We start from the raw sequence: 17,875 nt of genomic DNA, 5'->3' as shown, positions 1-17,875 counted from the left end.
CTGCCCGAGCCAGCACGGGGCCCGGCTGACATACTGGGCCGCATGCAGACCTTCACCTCGGACCGTGCCGTGGACCTCGCCGTCGTCGAGCGCAGCGGCTTCGTCGAGTCCCGGCACCGCGGGTCCGCCGTGGTCCTGGATCCGGACGGCGGCACCGCGGTGGAGCTCGGTGACGTCACCGCCCCCGTCTTCCCGCGCTCCACGCTCAAGCCGTTCCAGACGATCGCCGCCATGAAGGCCGGCGTGCCCCTGCGCGGGGCCCAGGTAGCCGTCGCCGCCGCGTCCCACATCGGCTCCTTCGAGCAGCTCGGCGCGGTCAGCTCGATCCTCGAGGCCGCGGGCCTGGACGACGAGGCCCTGCAGTGCCCGCCGGACTGGCCCGAGGACGAGGAGGTCCGGACGGAGCTCGTGCGGGCCGGGCGCGGGAAGCAGCGGATCTGCATGAACTGCTCGGGCAAGCACGCCGCGTTCCTGTGGGCGTGCACCGAGAACGACTGGCCCACGGACTCCTACCTCGACCCCGGGCACCCGATGCAGCGCACGGTGCTGGAGACGGTCGAGGAGTTCGCCGGCGAGCCCGTGGCCCACGTGGGCGTCGACGGGTGCGGCGCCCCGCTCGCGGCGATCTCCCTGACCGGTCTCGCCCGCGCGTACTCCACGCTGGGCCGCGCCGCCGGCAATCTGGCCGCCGACGCGCGCGCCGCGACGGTCGCCCAGTGCATGCTCGACTACCCCGAGTTCGTCCACGGCCGGGGCAGGTACAACACCGTGGTCATGGAGGAGCTCGACGTCGTGGCGAAGCTCGGCGCCGAGGGGGTGCTGGCCCTCGGCACCCGGGACGGCTGGTCCGTGGCGCTGAAGGTGCTCGACGGCGGCTCCCGCGCCAACGCGCTGGTCGGACTGAGCCTGCTGACCCAGGTCGGGGCGGTTCCCGCCGCGGCGGCGGCGGCCGTGATCGGCCGGGTGGTGCGCCCCGTCATGGGCGGCACGAAGCCCGCGGGCCGGATCCGCCTCGCGGACCCGCTCCTGGAGCTGCTGGGCCCGGAGACCTCCCGGGCCCTCGGTCAGGACTAGGCCGTGGCCCGCCGCCGCGTCGACCCCGCGGACGGGACCACGGCGCTGAGCGCCTGGCGCGCGGACCCGGCGGGGACCCCTCGCCGCACCGTGGCCACCGCCGTCCGGTACTCCCTCGAGGAGCTCGCCGAGCGGCTGCCCGGCAACAGCGTGGAGGTGCGCGTCCCGCCCTTCGGCGTGACCCAGTGCGTGGCCGGCCCCCGGCACAGCCGCGGCACCCCGCCCAACGTCGTCGAGACCGACGCCGGCACCTGGCTGGGCCTGGTGACGGGCACGGCGTCCTGGGCGGAGGCCGTGTCCTCGGGCGCCGTCGTGGCGTCGGGCACACGGACGGACCTCGCGGACGCCCTCCCCCTCTTCGGGCGGTAGCCTGGAGGACATGAGCTCCACTCCCTCGCCCTCCGCACGCCCGTCCCCGCGGAAGTCCCCGCGGAAGTCCCCGGGCACGGGCCGCCGGCAGCGGACGGCCGTGCCGCTGGCCGAGTCCGGCAGCCAGCGGATGACCCTGCGCAGGGCCCCCAACGTCTGGGCGTTCGTGGTGCTCGGCGGCCTCCTCGGCGCCCTGGTGGGCGTGCTGGTGGGCCTGTCCGGCGCCGGCAACGCCCAGTTCACCCAGGGCGCGGTGACCCTGTTCATGGTCTCGGTCTTCACCGTCCTCGGCCTCGGCGCGGGCGCCGTCACGGCCCTGGTGCTGGACCGGATCTCCGTGTCCCGGGCGCGGCCCGTCACCACCGAGGTCGTGGACGAGGACACCCCTGCAGACGGGTCGGCGGACGGCCCGCGTCCCACCGATCCCCGAGCGTGAGAGAAGGCTACCGACGTGGTTCGCCCTGATGGACAACTCAGCCACGACCTGCTCCCCGGTGAGAAGGGCCCCCAGGACGCGTGCGGCGTCTTCGGCGTGTGGGCCCCCGGGGAGGACGTCGCCAAGCTGGCCTACTACGGCCTCTACGCCCTGCAGCACCGCGGCCAGGAGTCGGCCGGCATCGCCACGAGCGACGGCGAGCGGATCGCCGTGTACAAGGACATGGGCCTGGTCTCCCAGGTCTTCGACGAGGCCACCCTGAACACCCTCACCGGCCACCTGGCCGTGGGCCACTGCCGCTACTCGACCACGGGCGGGTCCCACTGGGCCAACGCGCAGCCGACGCTGGGCGCCACCCCGCACGGCACGGTCGCGCTCGCCCACAACGGCAACCTCACGAACTCGGCCGAGCTCTTCGAGCGGCTCATGGACAAGTCCGGGTTCCCGTCCGAGGGCGAGATGGCCCAGGGCAACACCACGGACACCGCCCTGGTCACGGCGCTGCTCGCCGAGCACCCGCACGGCTCGCTCGAGGAGGCGGCCATGCAGTTGCTCCCGCAGCTCGTGGGCTCGTTCTGCCTGGCGTTCATGGACGAGCACGCGCTCTACGCGGCCCGGGACCCGCAGGGCATCCGGCCGCTGGTCCTCGGCCGGCTGGACCGCGGCTGGGTCGTGGCCTCCGAGACCGCCGCGCTCGACATCGTGGGCGCGTCCCTGGTCCGCGAGATCGAGCCCGGCGAGTTCGTGGCGATCGACGAGCACGGCCTACGCTCCCAGCGCTTCGCCGAGACGCGCCGGGCGGCGTGCGTGTTCGAGTACGTCTACCTGGCCCGCCCGGACACCACGATCAACGGCCGCTCCGTCTACGAGTCCAGGGTCGAGATGGGACGCCGGCTGGCCCGTGAGCACCGGGTCGAGGCGGACCTCGTCATGCCGACCCCGGAGTCCGGGACCCCCGCCGCGATCGGCTACGCCGAGGAGTCGGGCATCCCCTTCGGCAACGGCCTCGTGAAGAACGCCTACGTGGGCCGGACGTTCATCCAGCCCTCGGACACCATCCGCCAGCTCGGCATCCGGCTCAAGCTCAACCCGCTGAAGTCGGTGGTCGCGGGCAAGCGCCTGGTGGTCATCGACGACTCGATCGTGCGCGGCAACACCCAGCGCGCCCTGGTGCGCATGCTGCGGGAGGCGGGCGCCGCGGAGATCCACGTGCGCATCTCCTCCCCGCCCATCAAGTGGCCGTGCTTCTACGGGATCGACTTCGCGTCCCGCGCGGAGCTCATCGCCAACGGGCTCGGCGTCGAGGAGATCAGGGCCTCCCTGGGAGCGGACTCCCTGGGCTACATCTCCGAGGACGGCATGATCGACGCCACCGCGCAGGAGCGGCACGAGCTGTGCACCGCGTGCTTCTCGGGGACCTACCCCACCCGGCTCCCGGACGCGGACAAGCTGGGCAAGAACGTCTTCGAGGCCCGCAAGCCCGTCGACACGTCACCGCGCCGGTCCGGGGGCGGCCCGGCCGTGCCGCGCCGGCCCGAGCACGCCACGGCCGTGTCCATCGACACCCACCCCTCCGCCGCGGACGGGGTGCGCCACCCGGCCGAGCTCTCCTGCATCTCGGACGAGGACCCCGGCTTCCACGAGACCTCCACCGGGTGCGACCCCGGGCCGGACTCCGATCTCGAGGAGCTGCTCCTGCCCGAGGACCGCCGCCCCGCCCAGCCCGCAGACCAGCCCGAGACCGCGAAGGACGCCTGACATGGCCCAGCAGCCCACCCCCAACCGCTCCGTCACCTACGCCAGCGCGGGCGTGGACGTCGAGGCGGGCGACCGCGCCGTCGAGCTCATGAAGAGCGCGGTGAAGGCCACGCACACGGCCAACGTGGTCGGCGGGGTCGGCGGCTTCGCCGGGCTGTACGACGTCTCCGAGATCACCCGCTACCGCAAGCCCTACCTGGCGACCTCCACCGACGGGGTCGGCACGAAGGTCGCGATCGCCCAGACCCTCGACGTGCACGACACCATCGGCTGGGACCTCGTGGGCATGGTCGTGGACGACATCGTCGTGGTCGGCGCCAAGCCGCTCTACATGACCGACTACATCGCGACCGGCCGCGTGGTGCCCGAGCGGATCGCGGACATCGTGCGCGGCATCGCGGCCGCCTGCGAGCAGGCCGGCACGGCGCTCGTCGGCGGGGAGACCGCCGAGCACCCGGGTCTGCTGCGCCCGGACGAGTACGACGTCGCCGGCGCGGCCACCGGTGTCGTCGAGGCCGACGAGCTGCTCGGCCCGGACCGCGTGCGCTCCGGGGACGTGGTCATCGGCATGGCCTCGTCCGGGCTGCACTCCAACGGCTACTCCCTGGTGCGCAAGGTCGTCAACGTCGCCGGCTGGTCCCTGGACCGGCAGGTCACGGAGCTCGGCCGCACGCTGGGCGAGGAGCTGCTCGAGCCCACGCGCGTCTACGCCGCCGACGTCCTGGACCTGGCGGCCGCCTTCCCCGTCAACGGGCCGGACCGCACGACCGGGCACGGGGTGCGCGGATTCAGCCACGTGACCGGCGGCGGCCTCGCCGCGAACCTCGCCCGGGTGCTGCCCGCGGGGCTCGAGGCGACCGTCGACCGCGCCACCTGGGAGCTGCCCGTGATCTTCCAGCTCATCGGTCAGCTCGGCCACGTCCCCCTGGCCGATCTCGAGCGGACGCTCAACCTCGGCGTGGGCATGGTCGCGATCGTGGATCCGGCCGTGGCCGACGACGCCGTCGCGCACCTGTGCGCCCGCGGCGTGAACTCGTGGGTCATGGGCGCCGTGGCCGAGCTCGACCCGGACGCCGACCACAGCGGTCCCGACTGGGTGCAGGGCGCCAAGGGCGTGGACGGCGGCGCGGTCCGCATGGTCAACGCCTACGCGGGCTGAGCACCGGCTCCCCCCGCGCCGGGCGCGACTCCTCCGCCCCTCGCGCCGAGGAGTCGCGTCCGGCACTCCCCAGCACTCCCCCACACCGAGGAGTCTCTTCCGGCTACCACCACCATGTCGCGGCGTTTGAAGGCGCCTCGTCGGCGCGTCGGGGTGCAGAAGGCGCCCCGTCAGGGGGTGGGAGCCTCCCGGCAACGAGCAGCCGGCAACGAGCAGTGGGTGCTCCACGCGAAGAAGGTGCCCGTCCATGACGGGCACCTCGCGGGTGCAGATGCGGTTGGGACGAGCGGTGTTCCCGGCCGGCTACCGGCGGAAGTCCTCGTCGTAGTCGTCGGCGTACTTGTCGACGTAGGCGGAGTACTCGTCCTCGCTCTCGTCGACCGGCTCCACGACCGGCTCGCGCATCGGGGAGGACTGCTCGCGTCCCCGCAGTTCTCGCTGCAGTGCGGTCAGGTCGGTCTGCGGGCTGAAGTACTTCATCTCCCGCGCCTGCCGCGTCGCCTTCGCCTTTTGACGGCCGCGCCCCATGGCGTGACCCCCTCTGTCTCTTGGTCCGGACGGCGGTACACAGGCACAGAGTACGGCCCCGGAAATGTCTTATGAATGGTTCGTGAGACCAGGGTACATGGTTTGCCGGGTCGTTGCGCCCGGCCCCGGGCGCGCACGGCGGGCTGTCGGCCACCTCACGGGCAGCCCCCGGGACGGCGGCGCGGACGGCTCCCGGGACGTTCTCCGGATCCGTTCCGCCGGGCCCCGCGGCGCGCCCGGGCGGCCGGCGAGGCCGGCCCGGGTGCCGAGCCGGCCTCAGCCCGTGGCGCGGGCCTCCTCGCGCACCGCGGTGACGGTGAGCCCGTCCGCCACGGCGTCGGAGTTGACGTCGACCCGGACCGCGTCCCCGTCCGCGACCTCCCCGGAGAGGATGGCCTTGGCCAGGCGGTCGCCGATCTCGCGCTGCACGAGGCGGCGCAGCGGCCGGGCGCCGTAGGCGGGGTCGTAGCCGGTGATGCCCAGCCACTCCGTGGCCGCCGGGGTGACCTCCAGGGTCAGCCGCCGCTGGCCGAGGCGCCGGGCCAGCTGGGCCACCTGGATGTCCACGATCTTCGCCAGGTCGGCCGTGGACAGCGGGTCGAACAGGATGACGTCGTCGAGGCGGTTGAGGAACTCGGGCTTGAACGAGGCGTTCACCACGTCCATCACCGCCTTGTTCTTGGCCTCCTGGTCGATCGTCTGGTCCACCAGGAACTGGCTGCCGAGGTTCGAGGTCAGGATCAGGATGACGTTGCGGAAGTCCACGGTCCGTCCCTGGCCGTCGGTGAGCCGCCCGTCGTCGAGCACCTGCAGGAGGATGTCGAAGACGTCGGGGTGGGCCTTCTCGATCTCGTCGAGCAGGACCACCGAGTAGGGGCGGCGCCGCACGGCCTCCGTCAGCTGACCGCCCTCCTCGTAGCCGACGTAGCCGGGAGGGGCGCCGACCAGGCGGGCGACCGTGTGCTTCTCCCCGTACTCGGACATGTCGATCCGGACGAGGGCCCGCTCGTCGTCGAACTGGAACTCCGCGAGGGACTTGGCGAGCTCGGTCTTGCCGACACCGGTGGGGCCGAGGAACAGGAAGGAGCCGATGGGCCGGTCCGGATCCGCGATGCCGGCGCGCGAGCGGCGCACGGCGTCGGCCACGGTGGTCACGGCCCGGCGCTGGCCGATGAGCCGCTTGCCGAGCACCTCTTCCATGTGCAGCAGCTTCTCGGTCTCGCCCTGCAGCATCCGGCCGGCGGGGATGCCGGTCCACGCCGAGACCACCTCGGCCACGTCGTCGGCCGAGACCTCCTCGGAGACCATCGTGTCGCGCTGCTCGGTGGAGTCCTCCTGGGCCTGTGCCGCGTCGAGCTCCGTCTGCAGGGCCGGGATCTCGCCGTACAGCAGCCGGGAGGCCTCTCCGAGATCACCCTGGCGCTGGGCCATCTCCGCCTGCGAGCGCAGGTTGTCGATGCGTTCCTTGAGCTCGCCCACCCGGTTGAGCCCGGCCTTCTCGGCCTCCCACCGGGCGTTGAGGGCGTCCAGCTCGGCGCGCTTGTCGGCGAGCTCGGCCCGCAGCGCCTCGAGCCGCTCGACCGACGCGGGGTCGGTCTCCCGCTCGAGGGCCAGCTCCTCCATGGTCAGCCGGTCGACGGCGCGGCGCAGCTGGTCGATCTCCTCCGGCGCGGAGTCGATCTCCATGCGCAGGCGGGACGCGGCCTCGTCGACGAGGTCGATGGCCTTGTCCGGGAGCTGACGGCCCGGGATGTACCGGTGGGAGAGGGTCGCGGCGGCCACGAGCGCGGAGTCCGCGATCTGCACCTTGTGGTGGGCCTCGTAGCGCTCCTTGAGCCCGCGCAGGATCGCGACCGTGTCCTCCACGGAGGGCTCGCCCACGTAGACCTGCTGGAAGCGGCGCTCGAGCGCGGCGTCCTTCTCGATGTTCTCGCGGTACTCGTCCAGGGTGGTGGCACCGATCATGCGCAGCTCGCCGCGGGCGAGCATGGGCTTGAGCATGTTGCCCGCGTCCATGGCGCCCTCGGCGGCCCCGGCGCCCACGACCGTGTGGAGCTCGTCGATGAACGTGACGGTCCGGCCCTCGGACTTCTTGATCTCCTCCAGGACGGCCTTGAGCCGCTCCTCGAACTCACCGCGGTACTTGGCGCCCGCCACCATGGATCCGAGGTCGAGGGAGACGAGCGTCTTGTCCCGCAGGGACTCGGGGACGTCGCCGGCCACCATGCGCTGGGCGAGGCCCTCGACGACGGCGGTCTTGCCCACGCCGGGCTCGCCGATCAGGACGGGGTTGTTCTTGGTGCGGCGGGACAGGACCTGGACCACGCGCCGGATCTCGGAGTCCCGGCCGATCACGGGGTCGAGCTTGCCCTCGCGGGCCATGGCGGTGAGGTCGGTGCCGAACTTCTCGAGCGCCTGGAAGGTGCCCTCGGGGTCGGGGGTGGTCACGCGGCGGTCTCCTCTCACGGACGGGACGGTGGTCTTGAGCTGATCGGGGCCGGCCCCGGCGGCGCGCAGGATCTCGCCGACCCTGCCCTCCTGCTGGGCGAGGCCGTACAGGAGGTGCTCGGTGGAGATGTACTCGTCGCCGAGGGACCGGGCGAACTGCTCCGCGGCCTGGATCGCCTGGAGGGAGCCCCGGTTGAACTGCGCCTGGGCCGTGTTCGCCCCCGACGCCGAGGGCAGCGCCTTGATCGCGGCGCTGGCCTGCGCCGAGACGGCGTCGACGTCGGCCCCGGTGGCCTTCAGGACGGCGACGGCCACGCCCTCGCGCTGGTCGAGGAGGGCCTTGAGGATGTGGGCGGGCTCGATCTGCGGGTTGCCCGCGGTCGAGGCATTGGTGGAGGCGGCGGAGAGGGCCTCCTGCGACTTGGTGGTGAACTTGGTCTCCACGGCTGCTCCTGTGGTGCTCCGGGTCGGTCGTTCCGGTTCGGCGGACGGGTCGGTCGGACTGCCCGGGACGCTCCCGCACCGGGTGCGCACGGACAGTTCAGCTAACCTGAGTCTAACTCACTCAACCCTGGGCGAACAGGGGTGTTTTCGTCACGGCCCCGGCCGGCCGGCACGGCCGGGGCGGGCCGCTCGAGGAGCCGGGGGCACGAGGTCGGGGCGCGAGACCTCTATCACATCGTTCGTGATTTGTCCAAGATCACACCCCCGAACCGTTGGGTGGCGCCATCCTGGCCCGTAGTGTCGGGAACTCCTCCAGTTCGGCCCGACGACGCGCTGTTCCTCCTCCCACGTTCCACATGGCACGTTCCCCACGGAAGGACCCGCTCATGTCCGCTCCCCGCACTGCGGTGCTCCAGGTGATCAACGCACCCGGCCCCACCGGAACCCGTTTCGCCCTCTTCGCCCTGGCCCTCGGCGGCTTCGGCGTGGGCACCACCGAGTTCGCCTCGATGGGCCTGCTGCCCTTCATCGCCGAGGACATGGATGCCTCCATCCCCTCCCTCGCGCACTCCATCTCGCTCTACGCCCTGGGCGTCGTGGTCGGCGCACCGCTCATCACGACCCTGGCCGCCCGCGTCGAGCGCAAGAAGCTGCTGCTGGGGCTGATGACCGCGTTCACCCTCGGCAACGCCTTCTCGGCGGCCGCGCCCTCCCTCGACGCGCTGTACGCGGCGCGGTTCCTCTCCGGCCTGCCCCACGGCGCCTACTTCGGGATCGCCGCGGTCGTGGCCTCCTCACTGGTGCCGCGCGAACGCCGGGGGACCGCCGTGGCGCGGGTCGCCCTGGGCCTGACCGTCGCCAACATCGTGGGCGTGCCCCTGGCCGCCGCCCTCGGCGGGGCCTTCGGCTGGCGCGCCGGCTACGGTCTCGTCGTCGTCATCGGCCTGCTGACCGTCGCGGCCCTGGCCGTCTTCGTGCCCAGAACCCGTCCGGGCGGAACCGTGTCCGTGGCCCAGGAGGTCCGCGCCCTGGGACGCCCCCAGGTGACCCTGACCCTGGCCGCGGGAACGATCGGGTTCGGCGGGATGTTCGCCGTCTACACCTTCGTCTCCCCCACCTTGACCGAGCACACCGGCCTCGGGCTGGCGGCCGTGCCGTGGGTGCTGGCCGTGTTCGGCGTCGGCATGACCCTGGGGTCCCTGCTGGTGGGCCCCCTGCTGGACCGTTCGGTGGAGCGGACCGCCGTGTGGGCCGGAGCGGTCTCCGCCGCGGCGCTGGCCTTCTTCGGGCTCTTCTCGCACCTCGCCGTCGCGGCCGTCCTGGGCGTGCTGTGGATCGGCGTCATGGGCTCCGTCTTCACCACCGCGCTGCAGATGCGTCTGCTGCGCGAGGCCAAGGACGCGCCTTCGCTGACCGCGGCCATGAACCACGCGGCGTTCAACCTGGCCAACGCCATGGGCGCCTTCCTGGGCGGCGCCGTGATCTCCGCCGGCTGGGGCTACCGCGCCCCGGCGTGGGTGGGCGTCGGTCTCGCCCTCGTGGGACTGCTGGTGCTGGCCTACGCGGTCCGGCTGCAGCGGTCGGCCCGGACCGCGCCGGCGGTCTCCCCCGTGCCGGGCGCCTCGGGGTCCGCGATCGCGGAGGCCTCCGGTTCCGGGATCCTGGACGCCGCCCGCTCCGGCGCCCCGGTCCCGGGAGACGTTCCGGAGTCCGGTGGCGCGCCGGAGCCCGTTCGCCACGGATTCCTCACCACGTGGCCGGCCCGCGTCCTCGGTCCCCTGGTCGTGCTCCTGCCCGATCCGGCGGATCCCGAGCTGTTCGTGGCCGGAAGCCGCCGCACGCCGCTCCCGGACGACCTCGTCCTCTCGAGCTTCGCCCGGGCGCCGGAACGGGTCGGCGCCTCCGCGCGGTGATCCGCCCCCGGCGGGCGTCCTCGCGTTCAGCCGCCGGGCAGCGCGGCCGCGAGGTCGGCGACGAGGCGGACGATGCGCCGGGCCTGGGACCGGTCGTCGTCCTGGTCGGGGTCGTAGACGGCCAGGCTCGTGCCTGCGCAGCCGCCGAGGGACACCGCGGCGGTCAGCGCACGGGTCAGTTGCGGCCACGTGAGTCCGCCCGGTTCGTCCTCGATGTCCGGCAGCCCCTGGGCGGGGAGCGCGTCCGGATCGAGCACGTCCAGGTCCACGTGCAGCCACCACCTCCCGTGCACGCTCCGCAGCTGCCGCACGGCCGCACGCGCGCAGTCCCCCGGCGCCGCGGCCACTTCCTGCACGTCCCAGAGGCTGACGCCGCGCTGGGCCAGGGAGCCCACGCCGAACCGCCGGCGCCACTCGTGGTCGCGCGGGCCCAGCACAGCAAGCTCCCGCCCGTCGAGGGCGGGGATCCGCTCGGCCAGGGGCCCGCGCAGCCCCCGGCCGGTCAGCCCGAGCAGCAGCCCGATCTCCGCATTGGCGGCCTCGCCGTCCTCGGAGCGTTCCAGCGGCATGGTGTCCTCGTGCCCGTCGACGTGGAGCAGGCCCATCCCGCCGTCGGCCTGCAGCGCGGGAACGATGCCGAGCAGGACGGCGCAGTCCCCGCCGACCACGCAGGGGAACCGTCCCGCCCGGACGGCCCCGGCCACGCGGGACCCGAGCGAGACGGCCATCGCCGCCAGCGCCGACTCGTTCATCAGCGTCGTCAGCTCCCCGCGGCCGGGATCCGGGGCGGGCAGTGCGACGTCGCCGCCGTCCACGACCGTGTGCCCGGACCAGGCGCGGTCCAGCCCCGCCTCGCGCAGGACCTGCGCCGCCACCGCCTGGTGCCCCGCGCGGCCGTAGCCGTCGAAGGGGACGCCGATGAGTTCCACGTCGGCCATGGCTCCATGCAAGCACGCCGCCCCGACCTCGGCCACCCCGGACGACCCCCCGGGCACCACGCCCGCCGGGTCGCCGGCGGTCCCGGCGCCGCTCCCGGGGCGCCGCGCCCGGGAGCCGGGGCGCCTGGTCATCCCCGCAGGCGCAGCAGGGCCCGCAGCACCGCGTCCCCGTAGCCGCCGCCGAACCGGACGGCGTGCACGAGAAGCGGCGGCAGCTGGTACCACGGCACCCGCTCCCGCCACCCCGGTGCGAGCGGGTGCGCGGCGCCGTAGGCGGCGAGGCAGTCCTCGCCGAAGCCCCCGAACAGCAGCATCATCGCGATGTCGACCTCCCGGTGGCCCCAGTACGCCGACGGGTCGATCAGCCAGTTCCGGCCCTCGACGTCCACGAGCCGGTTGCCGGCCCACAGGTCCCCGTGCACCAGGGTCGGCGGCTCCGCGGACCCGGCGAGCTCCCGGGCCCGCGGAGCGAGCTCCTCGAGGAGCTCGGCGGCGCGCGGAGCGACCCGCCCGGCGCCCACGGCCTGCCGCATCAGCGGCCGGATGCGCCGCTCGAGCAGGAACGCCGGCCAGTCCGGGGTCGGGGACAGGTCCACCGCGAAGGAACCGATCCGCCCGGGCAGCTCGGGGGCGAGCCCGCCGAAGGCCTCCCCGTGCGTGCGGTGCAGCTGCGCCAGACCGCGCCCGAACTCGGCCTCGGCGCCGGGACGGGGACGCCCGCGGTCCTCCTCGATCCACTCCAGGACGATCCCCCGGTCGGTCCAGCGCACGACCTCCGGCACGCCGAGGACGGCCGGTGCGTGCTCCCGCAGGGCCCGGAGCCCCGCGACCTCCACGGCCATCATCCCCGCGGGCGGGTCGGACATCGTCTTGGCGAACAGCGGCTCCCCGGCCCGCTCGAGGCGGAAGGCCGCGGCCGTGTCCCCGCCGCCGATCGGCACGGCCCGCTCGACGCCGAGGCCGTCCGTGAGAGCGTGCGGCAGATCGTGGTGCGGGTCTGAGGAGGTCATGCCTCCCGTTCTACTCCATCCCGCCGGCGCCCGCCCGGCGCCCCGTGCCGCTGCGTGGCTCCGTCGGCCCCGCGGCGCGGGTCCGGCCCGGCGGTGGAGCGCAGCGCGCGCCCAGGCCTGGGCACCGGGGCCGGTTCGTGCTAGACACCGCCCATGGGCATCTCACGACAGAACGTGCTCGGCCACCGCTTCGACGTGCAGGAGCTGGGCGGCACCACGCCGAGGGACGTGGCCGGCGTGTCCGTCCTGGACCTCGGGGTCCAGGACACCGGGACCGACGGCGGACCGTGGGCGCTGGCCTGCCGCGGTGCCGAGCCCGGGCAGCTCCGGGACGTGTCCTCCGACCTCGTGCTGGTCTGGTCCCTGCGTGGTGCACCCCACTTCTACCGGCGCGCGGACATCGCCGCGGTCGCCGCGGCCACGGCGCCGTTCTCCGAGGCGGACGCCGCCAAGCGGGTCTTCGACGCGGCCAAGCCCCTGCGAGCGGCCGGGATCGGGGTGCTCGAGGCCCTGGACGTCGTCGCCGGCCTGATGCGCGAGCTGGTGGACCGGCCGACGGTCAAGGGGGAGGTCTCGCGGGCCGTGAGTGCGCGACTGGACCCGGCCTATCTGCGGGAGTGCCGGTCCTGCCACGCCGTCCACGTCTACGAGATGCCGTTCCGGCTGGCCGCCCTGCGCGCCGGGCTGGAGCTCGAGCCCGGGACGTCACCCCCGGTGCTGCGACGGATCGAGGGCTGGTCCGGAGCGGCGGAGGCCGTGCCGGACCGGCTCGACGTCGTCCGGGGCACCCTGCACTTCCTCGGCCCGGCCACGCCCCGGATGGTGGCGGAGCACCTCGACGCCCCGGTCAGGGAGGTCAAGACCCGGTGGCCCTCCGACGCGGTGGAGGTCGCCGTGGACGGGGAGCGCCGGTGGCTGCTCGGCGCGGACGCGGACCGGTGCGCCGCCGCCGGCGTGGATCCGTCCGTGGTCCGGCTGCTCGGCTCCCACGACCTGTTCCTCCAGGTGCGCGACCGTGAGCTCCTGGTTCCCGACCCGGGCATGCGACAGGAGCTGTGGGTCGTCCTGGGCCGGCCCGGCGCGGTCGTCGCCGGCGGCGAGGTCGTCGGGACCTGGCGCCCGAGGGCCTCGGGCGGACGGCTGAAGCTGAGGACTGACATCCGGTCGGCGGTGCCGGAGGTGCTCCTCACCGAGCAGGCGGAACGCCTCGCGGCCCACCGCGGGGCGACGTTCGCGGGCTTCACCGACGACTGACGGGCAGGGCGTCCCGGTGGCACACTCGGTGCCATGCGTGAGCTCGTCGTGCTCGGCACCGCCTCCCAGGTCCCGACGCGGACCCGCAACCACAACGGGTACCTGCTGCGCTGGGACGGCGAGGGCCTCCTCTTCGACCCCGGGGAGGGCACGCAGCGGCAGATGGTCCACGCGGGCGTCCCGGCGGGCTCGATCACCCGCATCTGCCTGACCCACGTGCACGGCGACCACTGCTTCGGCCTGCCCGGCGTGCTCTCGCGCATGGTCCTGGACGGCGTCGAGCACCCCGTCCACCTGCACTACCCGGCCGCCGGGGAGGAGGTCGTCCGGGCGCTGGTCTCCGTGGCGACCCCCGGCACCGACCTGCGGCTGCACCCCCACGGCGCCGCCGGGACGGTCGCCCCGCACCTCGAGGTGCGCCCGCTGCGCCACCGCGTGGAGACCTTCGGCTACCGGCTCGTGGAGCCGGACGGGCGCACGCTCCTGCCCCGGCGGCTGGCCGGTGCCGGGATCTCGGGTCCCGACGTGGGGCGCCTCCAGCGCGAGGGGAACCTGCGCGGGGTGCGCCTCGAGGACGTGAGCGTGCGCCGGCCGGGGCAGCGCTTCGCCCTGGTCATGGACACGGCTCCGTGCCCCGGCGCCGAGGAGCTCGCCGACGGCGCGGACCTCCTCGTGGCCGAGGCCACCTTCGCCGACGACGACGCCGCCCTCGCCGCGCGCCACCGTCATCTCACCGCCGGTCAGGCCGGCGAGCTGGCGGCCGCGGGCCGTGCGGGCACGCTCGTGCTCACCCACTTCTCGTCGCGCTACGCCGACGTCACCCCGCTCGCCGAGCAGGCCCGCGCCCGCGCCGGGGACGCCACCGTCCTGGCCGCCCAGGACCTCGACCGGTTCGGCCTGCCCCGGCGGCGTCCGGCCGGAGCGACCCGGGAACGGACCTGATCGGCGCAAGGAACCGAACGATCTCGGCCGGGCGTGGGAACGCCCCAGCACGTCATCTCGGTCCGTGGCCTCCGGCCGCACCTCGGCGATCCGGGCTCGCGCCGCGGCAGGTTCCAGGTGTGGTCATGACCAGGCTCGCGGGGGACCGTCGTTGCGGCGGAGCAGGACGCGGTGTCATGGTCGGCGCCTGCTCCTCCGCCACCGGCATGAGCAGTTTGTCTACCCGACGGTCGGCGTCCCGGACATCTGAGGGTGGTAGGTGCAGGAGACGGAGTACTCACCCGGTTCCTCGGGGGCGACGGAGGCGGGCAGTTCGTACTCCTGCCCACGGGGCAGGACCTGGGGTCGCCCTTCTGGACGGAGGAGCGACCGTGCCGGTGGCCTCGGGACGGGGAGGCATCACGCGTGAAACAGTACCTTCACGTTGGGGTACGTTCGAAGACATGGCTGTACAGCGTGCGGAACGAGCCGCACACGAACCCGGGGAGTCCCCCGAGCGGGTGCTGAAGGAGGCACGGAGGCGGCGGACCTTCGCGGTGATCTCCCACCCCGATGCGGGCAAGTCGACGCTGACCGAGGCCCTGGCCCTGCACGCGCACGTCATCGCCGAGGCGGGTGCCACGCACGGGAAGGCCGGCCGCAGGACCACGGTCTCGGACTGGTTGCACATGGAGCAGGAGCGCGGGATCTCCATCAGCTCGGCGGCGCTGCAGTTCACCTACCGTGACACGGTGTTCACCCTGGTCGACACGCCGGGTCACGCGGACTTCTCCGAGGACACCTACCGGGTGCTGGCGGCGGTGGACTGCGCCGTGATGCTGATCGACGCCGCCAAGGGGCTGGAGTCCCAGACGCTGAAGCTCTTCGACGTGTGCCGGCGGCGCGGGCTTCCCGTGATCACGGTGATCAACAAGTGGGACCGGCCGGGCAAGGACGCCCTGGAGCTCATGGACGAGGTGCAGGAGCGCACCGGGCGGCTGCCGGTGCCGCTGACCTGGCCGGTGGGGCTGTCCGGGGACTTCCGTGGCACCGTGGACCCGCGCGGCGGGTCCTACACCCGGTACCGACGGGTGGCCGCCGGTGCGTCGGCGGCCGAGGCGGAGGTCTTCCGCGCCGACGAGGCCGCGGCGCTGGAGGGCCCGGCCTGGACGGAGGCCGTGGACACGGCCGCCCTGGTCGCCGAGAGCAACGGGGACCTCGACGTCGAGGCGTTCCTGGCCGCGCGGTCCACCCCGGTGCTCTTCGCCGCCGCGGCCCTGAACTTCGGGGTGGCAACCCTGCTCGACGTGCTGGTGGAGCTGGCTCCGCCGGCGGGCCCCCGGCGCGACGGCGACGGGCGCCTGCGCCCGGTGGAGGCCCCGTTCTCGGGGTTCGTGTTCAAGCTCCAGGCCGGGATGGACCGCGCCCACCGCGACCACGTGGCGTTCCTGCGGGTCTGCTCGGGCGTCTTCCACCGCGGGATGGTGCTCACCCACGCGGCCACCGGCAAACCCTTTGCCACCAAGTACGCCCACCACGTCTTCGGCCGGGACCGGGAGACCGTCGAGACCGCCTACCCCGGCGACGTCGTCGGACTCGTCAACGCCTCGGCGCTGCGGGCGGGGGACAGCGTCTACGTCGGGCTGCCGGTCGTCTTCCCGCCCATCCCCCACTTCTCCCCGGAGCACTTCCAGGTGGCCCGGGCCGTGGACGCCGGCCGGGCCAAGCAGTTCCGCCGCGGCATCGCCCAGCTCGAGCACGAGGGCGTGATCCAGGTGCTGCGTTCGGACGCCCGCGGGGACCAGGCGCCGGTGCTGGCCGCGGTGGGGCCGATGCAGTTCGAGGTCGTCGCCGACCGCATGGAGCGGGAGTTCGGCGCGCAGGTGCGACTCGAGACCTTGCCCTACACGCTGGCACGTCGGGTCCTCGGGCCCGACCCCGAGGTGCTCAACCGCATCCCCGGCGTCGAGGTGCTGCGGCGCACCGGCGGGGAGGCGGTGGCCGCCTTCACCGACCGGTGGAAGCTCGGGCGCGTCGCCACCCACGCCCCCGACCTGGTGCTCGAGCCGATCGGCGGTGCCGTCGACTGATATGTAGTCGATCTTGTCAAGAGGGCAGGGTGAAGCGGGGCACTCATTGATCGGTGGGTGCCCCGCTTCGTCGTTCATGGAGGGGTTGGGGTGATCTCTGCGGGCGTGTTGTCTCGACGCGTGGTCAGTCTGATATCCGCGGGTTGGTTACCGCATGACGCTGGTTTCGGCGCGAGGAGCGATGCTGGTCTGAGCTCGAGCGTGGCCACGAGGATCTCGTGACTGCTCACAGTCGAATCGCTGGTCTCCTCGGCGCGCGGCGCGCAGGAGATCTCCCGTGGCCGGGTCCGTGAACGGGTCTGTGGGTCATGCGTCCATGGTCGCCAGCGACCAGCACCAGCCGGCCATCTCTCGGGCGATCGCTGTGTTCGCGACCGTGTGACGCTTCTTGTGCTCGCTGAGCATGCTCCAGCGGTGATGCAGGCGCCTGTTGCCCGCATCGGCGCGTTCGGCCACGGCTGCCGGTGCCAGGGCCCACCGGTCCCGCATCGTCTTCCCCGGGCGGTACTGGGGCTTGTGGTGCCAGGCGGCCTCGATCAGCAACCGCCTGGCGTGGGCGTTGCCGGTCTTGGTGATCTGGCCCTGGGAGCGGGTTTGCCCGGAGGAGTGCTCCGAGGGCACCAGCCCCAGGTATGAGGCGATGTTCCGGCCCGTGAAGCGGTCCCAGTCGCCGATCTCCACCGCGAGAGAGAACGCGGTCAGGGTCGAGATCCCCCGCAGGCAGGCCAGACGCCGGGTGACCGTGGTCCACTCGGAGTCCTCGGCCAGCAGGAGGATCTGCGCGTCCAACCGGCACCGGCGGGCCAGGGCGTGGGCGACCGCGTCGTGGTAGTCGTCGAACACGATGCGTGAGACCTCGCCGAACACGGCGATGTCCTGGCGGGCCATCTGCTGCATCCAGGCCTCGTGCTTGCCGCTCCACGCCTCGCCGCCGGTGTAGACGTGGCCGTGGCGCAGGAGGAACTTCCCCAGCCGGTGACGGGCGCTCATCAGGTCCCGGCGCACGTCGTCCCTGGCCCGCACCAGGTCCCGTGCCACCTCGCGGGACCGGTCGGGAATCGTGACCTCGATGATGTCGTCGTTGCGGGCCAGTCGGGCCAGCAGCAGCGCGTCGTTCTTGTCGGTCTTGACCCTGTCACCGGAGGCCCGCAACAGCTTCGAGGGCGCCGCGACCTGGACCCGGTGGCCGGCCTCGATCAGGGTGCGGGCGAGTTCGTACCCGGTCGGTCCGGCCTCATAGGTCACCTGGACGGGGCCGTGCTCGCGGGCCAGAGCGTCGACGAACTCGCCCACCATGACGGTGTCAGCGCTGAGGGTCTGATGAATGATCTCGCCGGTCAGGCTGTCGATCGCGCAGGCCTTCACGCTGCGGGCATGGACATCCAGTCCCAGACTTGTACGCTCGGTGAACACCGGGGCCTCCTATGCATGTCGGCACCCCGACCCCGACCGGTCGGGGTGATCCACGTACTCTGCATAAGCGGGGCCCCGGCCACAAGACCCAGACGCCGCCTACACCCATAGCGTCTGAGC

Annotated in this window: 14 protein-coding genes; 9 read left to right on the top strand and 5 right to left on the bottom strand. The window is 73.4% G+C overall.

Features of this window, described 5'->3' with window-relative positions; translation table 11 throughout:
- Nucleotides 1-42: 42 nt before the first annotated feature.
- The 5 genes from ACH9EU_RS07170 to purM are packed head-to-tail and all read left to right on the top strand — an operon-like array spanning nucleotide 43 to nucleotide 4,796.
- Nucleotides 43-1,074 (top strand): asparaginase, encoded by a 1,032-nt coding sequence (locus ACH9EU_RS07170; protein ID WP_396413253.1) that lies wholly within the window; start codon nucleotides 43-45, stop codon nucleotides 1,072-1,074.
- 3 nt (nucleotides 1,075-1,077) lie between these two features.
- Nucleotides 1,078-1,443 carry a sterol carrier family protein gene (locus ACH9EU_RS07165; RefSeq protein WP_396413252.1) on the top strand — a complete coding sequence of 122 codons (366 nt, stop codon included), beginning with the start codon at nucleotides 1,078-1,080 and terminating at the stop codon, nucleotides 1,441-1,443.
- Nucleotides 1,444-1,453: 10 nt separating this feature from the next.
- On the top strand, nucleotides 1,454-1,879 hold the full coding sequence (locus ACH9EU_RS07160) for a hypothetical protein (RefSeq protein WP_396413251.1): 426 nt from the start codon (nucleotides 1,454-1,456) through the stop codon (nucleotides 1,877-1,879).
- A 15-nt stretch (nucleotides 1,880-1,894) separates the two neighbouring features.
- Nucleotides 1,895-3,637 carry an amidophosphoribosyltransferase gene (gene purF / locus ACH9EU_RS07155; RefSeq protein WP_396413250.1) on the top strand — a complete coding sequence of 581 codons (1,743 nt, stop codon included), beginning with the start codon at nucleotides 1,895-1,897 and terminating at the stop codon, nucleotides 3,635-3,637.
- A 1-nt stretch (nucleotide 3,638) separates the two neighbouring features.
- On the top strand, nucleotides 3,639-4,796 hold the full coding sequence (purM, locus tag ACH9EU_RS07150; RefSeq protein WP_396413249.1) for a phosphoribosylformylglycinamidine cyclo-ligase: 1,158 nt from the start codon (nucleotides 3,639-3,641) through the stop codon (nucleotides 4,794-4,796).
- A gap of 303 nt (nucleotides 4,797-5,099) precedes the next feature.
- Here the strand turns inward: purM and ACH9EU_RS07145 are convergent, their stop codons facing one another.
- On the bottom strand, nucleotides 5,100-5,324 hold the full coding sequence (locus ACH9EU_RS07145; RefSeq protein WP_396413248.1) for a DUF3073 domain-containing protein: 225 nt from the start codon (nucleotides 5,322-5,324) through the stop codon (nucleotides 5,100-5,102).
- A 276-nt stretch (nucleotides 5,325-5,600) separates the two neighbouring features.
- The gene (gene clpB, locus ACH9EU_RS07140) at nucleotides 5,601-8,216 is read right to left on the bottom strand and encodes an ATP-dependent chaperone ClpB (protein WP_396413247.1); all 2,616 of its coding nucleotides are present in this window, start codon (nucleotides 8,214-8,216) and stop codon (nucleotides 5,601-5,603) included.
- A 386-nt stretch (nucleotides 8,217-8,602) separates the two neighbouring features.
- On the opposite strand from clpB, the gene ACH9EU_RS07135 reads away from it, so the two are divergent.
- Nucleotides 8,603-10,129 carry an MFS transporter gene (locus tag ACH9EU_RS07135; RefSeq protein WP_396413246.1) on the top strand — a complete coding sequence of 509 codons (1,527 nt, stop codon included), beginning with the start codon at nucleotides 8,603-8,605 and terminating at the stop codon, nucleotides 10,127-10,129.
- 26 nt (nucleotides 10,130-10,155) lie between these two features.
- Here ACH9EU_RS07135 and ACH9EU_RS07130 read toward each other — a convergent pair whose 3' ends face one another.
- A complete protein-coding gene (locus ACH9EU_RS07130; RefSeq protein WP_396413245.1) occupies nucleotides 10,156-11,067 on the bottom strand; it encodes an arginase family protein in 912 nt (303 codons plus the stop codon).
- A gap of 128 nt (nucleotides 11,068-11,195) precedes the next feature.
- On the bottom strand, nucleotides 11,196-12,077 hold the full coding sequence (locus ACH9EU_RS07125) for a fructosamine kinase family protein (RefSeq protein WP_396413244.1): 882 nt from the start codon (nucleotides 12,075-12,077) through the stop codon (nucleotides 11,196-11,198).
- 153 nt (nucleotides 12,078-12,230) lie between these two features.
- On the opposite strand from ACH9EU_RS07125, the gene ACH9EU_RS07120 reads away from it, so the two are divergent.
- From ACH9EU_RS07120 to ACH9EU_RS07110, 3 genes are all read left to right on the top strand, one after another.
- A complete protein-coding gene (locus tag ACH9EU_RS07120) occupies nucleotides 12,231-13,331 on the top strand; it encodes a DNA glycosylase AlkZ-like family protein (RefSeq protein WP_396413243.1) in 1,101 nt (366 codons plus the stop codon).
- A 33-nt stretch (nucleotides 13,332-13,364) separates the two neighbouring features.
- Nucleotides 13,365-14,273, top strand: coding sequence for a ribonuclease Z (locus ACH9EU_RS07115; protein ID WP_396413242.1), 909 nt, complete (start codon nucleotides 13,365-13,367; stop codon nucleotides 14,271-14,273).
- Nucleotides 14,274-14,716: 443 nt separating this feature from the next.
- A complete protein-coding gene (locus ACH9EU_RS07110; RefSeq protein ID WP_396413241.1) occupies nucleotides 14,717-16,342 on the top strand; it encodes a peptide chain release factor 3 in 1,626 nt (541 codons plus the stop codon).
- Between the two features lie 306 nt (nucleotides 16,343-16,648).
- On the opposite strand, the gene ACH9EU_RS07105 is transcribed toward ACH9EU_RS07110, so the two are convergent.
- Entirely contained in the window at nucleotides 16,649-17,755 is a 1,107-nt protein-coding gene (locus ACH9EU_RS07105) for an IS110 family RNA-guided transposase (protein WP_396412476.1), read from the bottom strand.
- Nucleotides 17,756-17,875: the final 120 nt, after the last annotated feature.

The organism is Kocuria rhizosphaerae (assembly GCF_044462265.1).
GTDB classification, from domain to species: Bacteria; Actinomycetota; Actinomycetes; order Actinomycetales; family Micrococcaceae; genus Kocuria; species Kocuria rhizosphaerae.
The sequence above is the reverse complement of the archived record's forward strand: the minus strand, read 5'-3'. Positions and strand labels throughout refer to the sequence as shown.

Coding starts and splice junctions, on each gene's coding strand:
- ACH9EU_RS07145 (WP_396413248.1), bottom strand. CDS start 5,324: ATGGGGCGCGGCCGTCAAAAGGCGAAGGCGACGCGGCAGGCGCGGGAG.
- ACH9EU_RS07110 (WP_396413241.1), top strand. CDS start 14,717: ATGGCTGTACAGCGTGCGGAACGAGCCGCACACGAACCCGGGGAGTCC.
- ACH9EU_RS07160 (WP_396413251.1), top strand. CDS start 1,454: ATGAGCTCCACTCCCTCGCCCTCCGCACGCCCGTCCCCGCGGAAGTCC.
- ACH9EU_RS07130 (WP_396413245.1), bottom strand. CDS start 11,067: ATGGCCGACGTGGAACTCATCGGCGTCCCCTTCGACGGCTACGGCCGC.
- ACH9EU_RS07135 (WP_396413246.1), top strand. CDS start 8,603: ATGTCCGCTCCCCGCACTGCGGTGCTCCAGGTGATCAACGCACCCGGC.
- ACH9EU_RS07170 (WP_396413253.1), top strand. CDS start 43: ATGCAGACCTTCACCTCGGACCGTGCCGTGGACCTCGCCGTCGTCGAG.
- ACH9EU_RS07120 (WP_396413243.1), top strand. CDS start 12,231: ATGGGCATCTCACGACAGAACGTGCTCGGCCACCGCTTCGACGTGCAG.
- ACH9EU_RS07125 (WP_396413244.1), bottom strand. CDS start 12,077: ATGACCTCCTCAGACCCGCACCACGATCTGCCGCACGCTCTCACGGAC.
- ACH9EU_RS07115 (WP_396413242.1), top strand. CDS start 13,365: ATGCGTGAGCTCGTCGTGCTCGGCACCGCCTCCCAGGTCCCGACGCGG.
- purM (WP_396413249.1), top strand. CDS start 3,639: ATGGCCCAGCAGCCCACCCCCAACCGCTCCGTCACCTACGCCAGCGCG.